The organism is Sphingomonas sp., from assembly GCF_031380695.1.
Classification (GTDB): Bacteria; Pseudomonadota; Alphaproteobacteria; order Sphingomonadales; family Sphingomonadaceae; genus Sphingomicrobium.
Map to the genome: position 1 here is coordinate 1 of NZ_JANMWY010000147.1, position 10319 is coordinate 10319.

Consider the following 10319-nt stretch of genomic DNA (forward strand, 5'->3'; position numbering starts at 1 on the left):
GTTCACGACGACATCGACGGTCCCGAACGCCTGCTCTGCCACATCGAAAGCACGCTCGATGCTATCCACGTCGGTCACGTCGGCTTGAGCGGCGAGGGCGACGCCTCCCTGCCTCTCGATTTCGCAGACGAGATCATCGAGCCGGTCCGCCCTGCGAGCGACGGCGACGATCCGCGCCCCCGCTGTGGCCAATCCTTGGGCAAGTACCCGGCCAATCCCGCTGGATGCCCCGGTCACCAACGCAATGCGTCCATTCAGTGAAAACAAGTCGGAATTCACCGTCTTCTCCTTTAGGTTTTGACAGCGACATCGAGACCCGTCGCATCCGGGAGGACATTCTGCTCGGCTAGCACGCGGATGGCTGTTATCACACCATCGCGAACCGAGATTGCCCCTCGCGACAATTCCCCGACAATATCGTCGATCCTGGGATCGCCATTGTCGCGCACGAATGCGGCCGCCAGGTCAGCGACATCTTCGGCCAGCTTTTGTCGCGGATTGTCTTTTTTGGCTGCGACATTCTGCCGAACCTCAAACGGCTCAGCGAACCGGGCATCAATCGCCTCCGCTAGCATCGACAGGCCATCGCGATTCAGGGTCGATACTTGGAACGCCAATCGCCGCTCGTCGTGGCCCCGATGTCGCAACATTGCCTTCAGATGCGCAGCTGTCCGGTCGGCATCCGGCAGGTCGGACTTGTTCACGACCAGTAGGTCAGCGACTTCCAAAATACCGGCCTTGATCGCCTGCATTTCGTCTCCGAAGCCTGGTGCGCAAACGACGATCCTGACGTCTGTGAGTTCCGCCACCTCGACTTCCGACTGGCCGGTCCCGACGGTTTCCACGATCACGAGATCCATCCCGCCCGCAGCGAGAAGATCGATGACAGCCCGGGTCGTTCTGGTTACACCGCCCAAGTGGCCACGGGTAGCGAGGGAGCGGATAAACACGTTTGGGTTCGCGCTGTGAGCAGCCATTCGTACGCGGTCGCCGAGCACTGCTCCTCCGCTGACCGGGCTCGACGGATCAACGGTCAACACGCCGATGCGTCGGTACTTTGGCAGCAGCTCGCTAATGAGCGCGTTGATTAGCGACGACTTTCCGGCACCTGGCGGACCAGTGATGCCCAGTGTCCGACATTGCACGCATAGGTCTTGTGCGGCGAAGCCCATTTCAACGCCGATCGACGTTCGATTTTCGATTGCGGTGATTGCCCGTGCGATTGCAAGAGCTTCCCCCCTGCGGACGGCCGCCAGCAACGTCGCCGCGCCGAGCCCGTTGAGGGTTATGGTCAAGCAAGTCCCCTGTAAGCGCGCGACAGCCGCTCAAACGTCGCCACCACGTCGGCCAGGGGTGCACCGGCCCGGAATATCTCCTTGACGCCCGCAGCCTCCAGCGGTGCAACGTCGAATGGTCGGATGATCCCGCCCACCACCACCGGAAGATCTGCGACCTCGCGCCGATCCAGCTCGGCGACGATCTTCTCCGTTGTCTCCACTTGGCCGCCGGACATGAAGCTGAGCCCAATGACGTCGACATCTTCCTGTAGCGCGACGGTGACCACGTCTTCGGGCTGTTCGTAGTCGATCAGCACGACCTCCATCGCCGCGTCGCGTAATGCGAGCGCGATCGTAGCGATCGCGCGGTCATGGCTGTCGATAAAGCTCTTGGTAAGAAGGACGCGTGGTCTGGGCGCGGTATCTTGCATCGCCATCGGTTTCCTATTTATTGCGGCCAAACACTTCGTGGAGCACCGTCTGCATCTCGCCGAGTGTCGCATCGGCGTCCGCTGCGGCCACCAGATTCTCCATCACCGATCCGATTGCGCGACCTTCGTTCACCTCGACGGCAGCGCGGCGCAGACTTTCGAGCGCCGCTGAGCAGCGTTCATTGTTGCGTTCGAGACGGTGCCGCTGCACATCGGCGATCGCCATCCGGGCTGCTTCCGGATCGGGCTGAAACACCGCATATTGTTCCGGTTCGTCCGTGACATATTTGTTCACGCCGACCATTGTTCGCGCACCGCTCTCGATCTCCTGGCGCCATTGGTACGCCGCTGCAGACACCTGCTGCTTGATCCAGCCGGATTCGATGCATGCAATAAGCCCGCCACGCTTGTCGATGTCGGCGATGATGTCGAAGACGCGGCGCTCGATCTCGTCGGTGAGTGCTTCGACGTAATAGGACCCGCCCAGCGGGTCGGAAACGTGAACGGCACCGGTTTCCTCGGCAATGATCTGGCTCGTCCGGAGCGAGAGGGTCACCGCCTCCCCGGTCGGCAGGCCGAGCGCCTCGTCATAGGCGTTAATGGTCATTCCGTTGACGCCAGACAGCACTGCAGCAAGCGCACCATAGGCATTACGGACGAGATTGTTGAGCGGCTGCTGCGCGGTCAGGAGCGAACCCGCCGTTTGCGCGTGAATGCGGGCCTGCAACGCGCCGTTCTTGGTGCAACCGAAGCGTTCGCGATTCACCTTGGCATAGACCCGTCGAAGGGCGCGGGTCTTCGCGATCTCCTCAAAGAAATTCTCGCCGTAGCGGACATGGAAACCGAAGCGTGGCACCACCGTGTCGGGATCTATTCCGAGACTTACGCATTCCTCGTTCACGGCGATAATCGCCGCAATCGAATAGGCGACCGCCTGCACATTGGTGGCGCCGGCCTCGCAAATGTTGTGTTCGCTGATCGTGAGCGTATTCCAGAGTGGGACGTGCTCGGCGCAGTATGACGCAATATCGGCGATCAGCCGATAGCTTCCTCTTGGAGAGAAGTTCGTTCCGCCGCTGTGCCCGAAGAAATCCCAGATATAGTTGGTGACGTTTCCGCCCAGCTTGTCGAATGCGAAGCCGCGCCGCTTCGCAGCGGCAAGGTAAAGCCCGAGCATTCCGGGCGAGCCGGCGTTAAGCACCATCGAGACGGTCGTCTTCTCGAGATTCTTGCCAGCCAGCAGAATCTCGTAGTCGCTCGCCTTGCAGACCGAGATGCCGCAATCGCCGATGCTACCGCCGACGCCGCGATGGTCCGGATCATAGCCCATCGATGTGGGCATATCGAAGATGAAATTATACGCTTCCCGATCAAAATACCCCTTCGAACCACCTTCTTGGAGAAGCAGGTCCATGCGCTCGCGGGTCTGGGCGGGGAGGCCGTAGCCGATGATCTGCAGATCCATCCAAGGCTGGTACTGGTAATGGATCGGATAGATACCGCGGGTGTAGGGGTATTGACCCGGCATTTCTGCGTCGGCACCCGTCCGGTCTAGCCCCCCGTAAACAGGATCCAATTCTACCCCTGAGCGATTACGTGCGACGAAGGATTGATCTGCATACCGCGCCGAAACGGTACGCTGCCAGTTCGCATATGCGCTTTCGGCGGCTTCCGGATCTTTGATCGTCATGATTCTGCGTTTTCCTGCTGTTTCGTCGCCAAATCGCTTTCTCTTTCGATAACAATGCACACATCGACGGCGTCGGTACGGGCAAGCGCATGCACCCTTACGAACGAAGCCCAAGTCTGGTGAAGCTCTAGTCGCATGTGTTTCTTTATGGTCTAACAATTGGATTGTCCAGATGCAGTTGTTCGACATCGGCGACAACGAGGTCGAAACGCGCGCTGGCCCCGCTGCCGAGTGCGTCCTATGCTTGCCTAATGGACGCGTCGACCACCACACCCGCGCAACAGGGCGGGCAGCCGCATGACCTGGAAAGGGTGGCGCTCAAGCGGGTGAGGCTGCTTGCGTCGCTGACGCTGATCGGCGGGATCGGCCTCATCCTGGCCGTCCCGTTTGCGCTCAAGGGCGGGGCGGAGTTCTTCCTGCCGGTCACGGCGGCAATGGTCGTCGCCATCGCGCTGGTCCCGCTGCTCGAATGGTTCGAGCGGCGCGGGGTGCCGTCGAAGCTGGCGGCGATCCTGTGCGTACTGCTGTTCCTCGGTCTTGCAATCTTCGCGCTGGCGTCAATCGTGCTGCCCGCGATGGACTGGGTGCAGCGCATCCCGTCGCGGATCGACCAGGTGCGGCACACGCTCGACCCGCTGATGAACCTTTACAAAGCGCTTCAGCACTGGATCGACAATACTGCCGCCCAGATCGCCACCGCCCCGACCAAATCGGTTCGGACGGTGCGGATCGAGACGACCAATGGCTGGATCGAGACGATCAGTACCCAGGCGCCGCATTTGATGATCCAGCTGTTTTTCGCGCTGCTGGTGATCTTCTTCTTCCTCGCCGGCTGGACCAGCATGCGCAAGCGCACGATCGTCAGCCGCGGCAGCTTCGAAGGCGCGCTGACCACCGCGCGGGTGATCCAGCAGGTGGTCGAGGCGACGTCGACCTATCTCGGTACGATCACGCTGATCAACATCGCGATGGGCGTCCTGACCGCGACGATTCTGTGGTGGCTAAGGATGGATTCGCCGATGATGTGGGGCGGCATCGTCGCGGTGCTGAACTACATCCCCTATCTTGGCCCGATCGCCAGCGTCGCGTTGCTCGCGTTCGGCGGGCTGATGACCTTTCCCGACGTGTGGTCGGCGATGCTGCCGCCAGCCTGCTTTCTCGTGCTGCACCTGGTCGAAGCGAACGCGATCACGCCGGCGGTGGTTGGGCGGCGGCTTGAGATCAACCCGCTGCTGATCCTCGTCTCGCTCAGTTTCTGGGCGTGGGTGTGGGGCACGACCGGGGCGCTGCTGGCGGTGCCGCTGCTGATCATCTTCAAAACCGTGTTTGCGGCGGCGGGCATGCCCGACATCGCCGGCTTCCTGTTCGAGGACGGCGTGCTGACCCATGTCGGCGAAGAGGAAGCGGACGACGAATAAGCCGGCGTTTGCTTGGGCGGGCTTTCCGGGCGGGCGCCTGTACGAGTCGCCTTGAAAGCGCGAGGCCGTGTTGACAGGGAAGGGGGGTGACCCTAGTTGCCCCGCTCGACCAATGCGCGGGTGTAGCTCAGTTGGTTAGAGCGCCGGCCTGTCACGCCGGAGGCCGCGGGTTCAAGTCCCGTCACTCGCGCCATTTTCCGCCATCAATGGATCGCTGGTAATTCGCTGGGCCAAGGCCTGTGCCTAGGAGCCGAGCGGCTTTTGGTCGCTTGCCGGTGCGCCTGCGTCGAGCATAGACTGCAGGCGGGTGTCGGCTGGCGCGGGTATGCGGGGCCTCGCCAGCGCAACTTCGACTGCGGCGCGCGCCTGGGGCGCGAAATGGAGGGTGACCCGGCCGGCGGGTCCTTGGACCACGGGCAGGCCGTCGGCGCGGGCGAGGGCGATCGGCGGGGCGATGTGGCCGGCGGTCGGGGTACCCGCTGCGACATAGGCGTTGTGTGCTGTCAGAGCAGCGGTGCGTAGACCCTCAGCTCTGGCTTCATGACCATTGTAGGGCTGGACGAACGCGCCCGGCTGACCCCAGCCGCCTTGCCAGCGATAGAAAAGGTGCGCGCCGACGACGTCGCTCTTGGCGAGGCTGGCCGACCAGACGGGGACGACATAGTCCGCGTGATAATGAGTGGCGACGCCAACCCCGGCATAGACGCTGCCCTGGAGAGCGGCGGCGGCGACGCGGCGAGCGCGATCCCAGCCGGCCCGTTCGGGGCGGCGGGCGAGCGAGCCGTCGCAGGTGAAGGTGAACTGGCAGCCGGTCGGGCGGGTCGAGCCTTGGTAGACGACGCTGCACACGCTGGCCGGAAAGGCGGGGTGGCGGACGCGGTTGAGGACGACCTGGGCGACCGCGCGCTGGCCGTCGTCGCTTTCTTGACCGGCTTCGTAATAGATCGCTTGCGAGAGGCAATTGAGCGCTTCGTCGCGGGCAAAGCCGCTGGCGCGGCCGAGCGCGAAGGGCGCGGCGGCGGGACCGGCGGCGGCGGTCACCGGGGTTTCCTGGTTGATCGCCAGCGCCTGTTCGGGGGCGATCGGCTTGACAGACATGTCGGGGACAGCCGGGGGCGCAACGGCGGTGGTCGCGGTCGGCGGAGCGAGTGGAGTGGTGGCTGGCGTCAGGTTCGCGACGCTGGCGAAGGCGGCGGCGCTGAACGCCAGGACGCCGAGCGCTATCACGGTTTCACTCGGATGCGCGCGCACCAGCCGCAGCGGGCGCTCAAGGATCGGCGACGTCATGATCTGGATGATGTAGGCCAAAACGGGCAATTTTTCAACTCACGGGGATCGCTCACCGCGATTCGCCCTTGTTCATCCATACAAGCAGTGGCTTCATCGGCAGAAGCCAAATGAGACCGGCGACGAGGTAGAACAGGCTCTGCGCGAGGATCGGCCACGGCGCGATGAGGTTGGCGCAGGCGACGATGATCAGCGCCTCGACTGCGATCAGCGCGATAATCGCGAACACGCCCACGATGCGTCGTCCCAGCGGCGTCATGAAAACTCCACCAATCCATCGGGGGAAGCGAACGCATCGAGCGGCACGTCCCACGGATCGGCAACGAGCAACGTGTCGAGCAGTTGCATCGACCAGCCGATCCCGATCATGCGCGCACCTTTTGCCCTGAGCGCCGGCAGCGCCCGGTCGTAATGGCCGCCGCCCTGGCCAAGGCGCGTGCCGTTGCGGTCGACCGCCAGCAGGGGAACGAGGATGAGGTCGGGGTCGACCAGCTTCGCCTGCGCCGGTGGCTGGACCCCACCGACCGGGCAATCTTCCGCGCACTGGCCCGAGCGGAAGGTCATCGGTGAATCGGCGAGATCGAAGGCGGGAAAGGCGGTGGTGATCATCGCATTGCCGGCATGCCACAGCAGCATCGACGGGTCGATCTCGCTGCCCATGGGCGAATAGCCGGCGATGACGCGAGCGCGTGTCAGTTCGGGCAGCAGGACATCGGCCAAGCGCGACTGAAACTCCGCTTGCTCCTCCAGCCGCAGCCTGGCGACATAATCGCGCCGCGCGCCGCGCAGCAATCTGCGCATCGCCTGCTTGGCGGCGGCGGGATCGGGAGGGGCGGGTGACGGGACCACCATGACCGTTTGCAGGAAATCCTCTGACGCCACAAACGTCAGGTGGGGACCAGATACACCGGACCAGGATCCGGCGAGGGCCAGCCCCCTAGGATATTGAATCGCCTCAGGGATATCCGAAGCTCGTATCGGGCAGTTCCCGTCGCCTTCTATTTAAGCGCTTGGGGGCTCTTTCTCAAGGGAATCCGCAAGTTGCTCCAATCGGTCGGCGATGCCCGCGACTCGGCTGGTCAGCGCCGGGTCGGGCAGGGGCTGCGGCGCACCGCCATGCTTGTCGAGCAATTGGTCGGCCAGCAGCAGCGAGGCGAACAGCAGTTGGCGCGATTCGGACAAGGCTCCGAGCCCGGCCAGCGCTTCGCGGCTCTTGCCATCGACCAGCGCGGCGGCGGCACGAAGCGTCTCCTCCTCGCCCGAGCGGCAGGCGACTCGGTAGGACCGGCCGGCGATGGACAGGTCGACTTCGGCCATCAGCGTCCGCCCGCCGCACGGATCATGTCGTCGAGTTCGGCCACCACGCCGCGCACCTTGTCGCGCAATGTGTCATCGCGACCGCGTCCGGAAGCGGCGCGATTGGCGATCGCTTCGATCCGCGCAAGGGCGCGTTCGGCACGGTCGAGGGCGTCGGCGAGGTGCGGGTCGGTCATCGCGTTCGGCCTAAACCGGTTGAAACCGGGCGGCAAGCGGGGCGAGAGGTTGACGGTAAACGGCCGAGCGACAATAGGCACCGTCCAGTCGGCCGTCCGAGTCCTCGGGCGCAAGGCCGTGCGCTCGCCAGGGGACCATGATGCAGCCTACGCAACGCCGACTCGCGAACGCGATCCGCGCCCTGTCGATGGATGCGGTCGAGGCGGCGAATTCGGGTCATCCCGGCATGCCGATGGGCATGGCCGATGCCGCGACGGCGCTGTTCACACGGCATCTGAAATATGACCCGGTCGACCCGCACTGGCCCGACCGCGATCGCTTCGTCCTGTCGGCGGGGCATGGGTCGATGCTGATCTACTCACTACTCCACCTGACCGGTTATGCTCGGCCGACGATGGATGACATCCGCAACTTCCGGAAGCTGGGCAGCCCGTGCGCCGGCCACCCCGAGAATTTCGAGCTGGCAGGGGTCGAGGCGACTACCGGTCCGCTCGGCCAGGGCCTGGCAATGGCGGTTGGCATGGCGATCGCCGAGCGGCACCTGAACGCAATCTATGGCGACGAGCTGGTCGATCATCGCACCTATGTTGTCGCTGGTGACGGCTGCCTGATGGAGGGCATCAACCACGAGGCGGTCGGGCTGGCCGGGCATCTCAAGCTGGGCCGGCTGATCGTGCTGTGGGACGATAACAAGATCACCATCGACGGGTCGACCGACCTCAGCCGCAACGAGGACGTGGTCGCGCGCCATGCCGCCTGCGGCTGGCACACGGTCGAATGCGACGGGCTCGATTCGGGCAAGGTCAGCCAAGCGATCGAAAAGGCCATCGCCGACCCGCGCCCGTCGCTGATCCGGTGCAAGACGATCATCGGCTATGGCGCACCCAACAAGCAGGGCACGTCGGCGACCCACGGCGCTGCGCTCGGCGCGGCGGAAGTCGAGGCGGCGCGCAAGGAGCTCGGCCTCGTCGATGCCGCCTTCACCATTCCGGACGATATCGTCGACGCGTGGCGGACGGCCGGCGCGCGCGGCGCGCGGCTGCGCGCGGCGTGGCAGGAACGGCTCGCCAAGAGCAAGAAGCGCAAGGAGTTCGAGGAGCGGCTAGCGGGCAAGTGCGACGATAGCTGGCTCAAGCCGCATCTTGATGCGCTGATCGCCGACCCCAAGCCGATTGCGACGCGCAAGTCCTCGGAAATGGCGCTGGAGGCGATCAATGTCGCGGTGCCGGCGACGATCGGCGGATCGGCCGACCTGACCGGATCGAACAACACCAAGACCAAGGCGCAGTTGCCGCTCGATTCCGCCAATTATGGCGGGCGCTATGTTTATTACGGCATCCGCGAGTTCGGCATGGCGGCGGCGATGAATGGCATGGCGCTGCACGGCGGCGTGGTACCTTATGGCGGCACCTTCATGGTGTTCAGCGATTATTGCCGTCCGGCGATCCGGCTGTCGGCGCTGCAGCAGGTGCAGGTGATCTATGTGATGACTCATGATTCGATCGGGCTGGGCGAAGATGGGCCGACCCACCAGCCGATCGAGCATCTCCAGAGCCTGCGCGCGATGCCGGGGCTGGTGGTGTATCGGCCGGCCGACGCGGTCGAAACGGCGGAATGCTGGGCGGCAGCACTGGCCGACGACAAGCCTTCGCTGCTTGCCCTCACCCGCCAGAATCTGCCGTTGTTGCGGACCGAGGCGGCGGCGGAGAATCTGTCGGCCAAGGGGGCGTATCGGCTCCGCCCGGCCTCGGCGGCGCGTCGGGTCATCCTCATCGCCACCGGCTCCGAGGTGGAGATTGCGATGAAGGTCGCCGACCAGCTCGAAGGGCAGGGGATCGGCGCGGACGTCGTCTCGATGCCGTCGACCGAATGTTTCGACGCGCAGAGCGACGCCTGGCGCGACGATATTCTCCCCGACGTCTCGAACCGCGAGATTTTGCGCGTATCGATCGAAGCGGGGACGACCTTCGGCTGGGAACGCTACACCGGGCTGCACGGCCTGCGCATCGGCATCGATCGCTTCGGCGCGTCGGCCCCGATTGACGATCTCTATGATTATTTCGGGCTGACCCCCGACAAGATCACGGCGCGCGTCACCGCGCACATGCAAAAAAGGGACATGCTATGACCAAGGTTGCCATCAACGGGTTCGGGCGGATCGGTCGCCTCGTCGCGCGCGCGATCCTCGAGCGCGATGATCATGACCTCGAGCTCGTCGCGATCAACGACCTGGCCGACGCCAAGTCGAACGCGATGCTGTTCAAGCGCGACAGCGTCCACGGGCCGTTCCCGGGCACGGTCGAGGCCGACGGCAACGACATCATCGTCAACGGCAAGCGCATCCACGTCACCGCCGAGCGCGATCCCGCCAATTTGCCGCACAAGGCCAATGGCATCGACATCGCGTTGGAGTGCACCGGCTTCTTCGCCGACCGCGCCGGCGGGCAGAAGCATCTCGACGCCGGCGCCAAGCGCGTGCTGATCTCGGCCCCGGGCAAGGGCGTCGACCTTACCGTCGTGTTCGGCGTCAATCATGACAAGCTGTCCGCCGATCACAAGATCGTGTCGAACGCGTCGTGCACCACCAATTGCCTCGCGCCGCTGGCCAAGGTGCTCAACGACAGCATCGGCATCGAGCGCGGGCTGATGACGACCATCCACAGCTACACCAACGACCAGAAGATCCTCGACCAGATCCACAGCGACATGCGCCGCGCCCGAG

At 64.2% G+C, this 10319-nt stretch carries 12 protein-coding genes and 1 tRNA gene; 4 read left to right on the top strand and 9 right to left on the bottom strand.

The features are described from left to right. The 4 genes from RMN84_RS05485 to RMN84_RS05500 form a co-directional block, all read right to left on the bottom strand. A partial coding sequence (locus RMN84_RS05485; RefSeq protein ID WP_309611192.1) for an SDR family NAD(P)-dependent oxidoreductase occupies positions 1-279 on the bottom strand: 279 nt, incomplete at its 3' end. Between the two features lie 11 nt (positions 280-290). Next, positions 291-1295 (bottom strand): methylmalonyl Co-A mutase-associated GTPase MeaB, encoded by a 1005-nt coding sequence (gene meaB / locus RMN84_RS05490; protein WP_309611193.1) that lies wholly within the window; start codon positions 1293-1295, stop codon positions 291-293. Beyond that, entirely contained in the window at positions 1292-1714 is a 423-nt protein-coding gene (locus RMN84_RS05495; protein ID WP_309611194.1) for a cobalamin-dependent protein, read from the bottom strand. The genes meaB and RMN84_RS05495 overlap by 4 nt, the downstream gene beginning before the upstream one ends. Before the next feature lie 7 nt (positions 1715-1721). Further along, on the bottom strand, positions 1722-3398 hold the full coding sequence (locus RMN84_RS05500) for a methylmalonyl-CoA mutase family protein (RefSeq protein ID WP_309611195.1): 1677 nt from the start codon (positions 3396-3398) through the stop codon (positions 1722-1724). Positions 3399-3649: 251 nt separating this feature from the next. Between RMN84_RS05500 and RMN84_RS05505 the strand changes: the two genes are divergently transcribed. Both RMN84_RS05505 and RMN84_RS05510 read left to right on the top strand, forming a co-directional pair. Continuing rightward, on the top strand, positions 3650-4816 hold the full coding sequence (locus tag RMN84_RS05505) for an AI-2E family transporter (RefSeq protein WP_309611196.1): 1167 nt from the start codon (positions 3650-3652) through the stop codon (positions 4814-4816). Positions 4817-4932: 116 nt separating this feature from the next. After that, positions 4933-5009: transfer RNA gene (locus RMN84_RS05510), tRNA-Asp, on the top strand. A gap of 50 nt (positions 5010-5059) precedes the next feature. Here the strand turns inward: RMN84_RS05510 and RMN84_RS05515 are convergent. The 5 genes from RMN84_RS05515 to RMN84_RS05535 form a co-directional block, all read right to left on the bottom strand. Next, complete coding sequence (locus tag RMN84_RS05515; RefSeq protein WP_309611197.1) at positions 5060-6133, bottom strand: cell wall hydrolase; 1074 nt, start codon at positions 6131-6133, stop codon at positions 5060-5062. Positions 6134-6155: 22 nt separating this feature from the next. Next, entirely contained in the window at positions 6156-6362 is a 207-nt protein-coding gene (locus RMN84_RS05520) for a DUF2842 domain-containing protein (RefSeq protein ID WP_309611198.1), read from the bottom strand. Beyond that, positions 6359-6955: a 5-formyltetrahydrofolate cyclo-ligase gene (locus RMN84_RS05525; RefSeq protein ID WP_309611199.1), complete on the bottom strand. Its 597-nt coding sequence runs from the start codon at positions 6953-6955 to the stop codon at positions 6359-6361. Before RMN84_RS05525 ends, RMN84_RS05520 begins: the two co-directional genes overlap by 4 nt. A 150-nt stretch (positions 6956-7105) precedes the next feature. Then, positions 7106-7420 carry a cell division protein ZapA gene (locus RMN84_RS05530; protein WP_309611200.1) on the bottom strand — a complete coding sequence of 105 codons (315 nt, stop codon included), beginning with the start codon at positions 7418-7420 and terminating at the stop codon, positions 7106-7108. Further along, positions 7420-7596: a hypothetical protein gene (locus RMN84_RS05535; RefSeq protein WP_309611201.1), complete on the bottom strand. Its 177-nt coding sequence runs from the start codon at positions 7594-7596 to the stop codon at positions 7420-7422. The genes RMN84_RS05530 and RMN84_RS05535 overlap by 1 nt, the downstream gene beginning before the upstream one ends. Before the next feature lie 140 nt (positions 7597-7736). Here RMN84_RS05535 and tkt point away from each other — a divergent pair, with 140 nt between their 5' ends. Together tkt and RMN84_RS05545 are read left to right on the top strand one after the other, a co-directional pair. Further along, on the top strand, positions 7737-9725 hold the full coding sequence (tkt, locus tag RMN84_RS05540; protein ID WP_309611203.1) for a transketolase: 1989 nt from the start codon (positions 7737-7739) through the stop codon (positions 9723-9725). Further along, positions 9722-10319, top strand: a 598-nt coding sequence (locus RMN84_RS05545) for a type I glyceraldehyde-3-phosphate dehydrogenase (RefSeq protein WP_309611202.1), incomplete at its 3' end; no start/stop codon positions are given. The genes tkt and RMN84_RS05545, both read left to right, overlap by 4 nt.

Excerpts from the sequence above, each read along its gene's own strand:
- RMN84_RS05525 (WP_309611199.1), bottom strand. The coding sequence starts at position 6,955 with ATGGTGGTCCCGTCACCCGCCCCTCCCGATCCCGCCGCCGCCAAGCAG.
- RMN84_RS05520 (WP_309611198.1), bottom strand. The coding sequence starts at position 6,362 with ATGACGCCGCTGGGACGACGCATCGTGGGCGTGTTCGCGATTATCGCG.
- RMN84_RS05495 (WP_309611194.1), bottom strand. The coding sequence starts at position 1,714 with ATGGCGATGCAAGATACCGCGCCCAGACCACGCGTCCTTCTTACCAAG.
- RMN84_RS05530 (WP_309611200.1), bottom strand. The coding sequence starts at position 7,420 with ATGGCCGAAGTCGACCTGTCCATCGCCGGCCGGTCCTACCGAGTCGCC.
- tkt (WP_309611203.1), top strand. The coding sequence starts at position 7,737 with ATGCAGCCTACGCAACGCCGACTCGCGAACGCGATCCGCGCCCTGTCG.
- RMN84_RS05505 (WP_309611196.1), top strand. The coding sequence starts at position 3,650 with ATGGACGCGTCGACCACCACACCCGCGCAACAGGGCGGGCAGCCGCAT.
- RMN84_RS05500 (WP_309611195.1), bottom strand. The coding sequence starts at position 3,398 with ATGACGATCAAAGATCCGGAAGCCGCCGAAAGCGCATATGCGAACTGG.
- RMN84_RS05535 (WP_309611201.1), bottom strand. The coding sequence starts at position 7,596 with ATGACCGACCCGCACCTCGCCGACGCCCTCGACCGTGCCGAACGCGCC.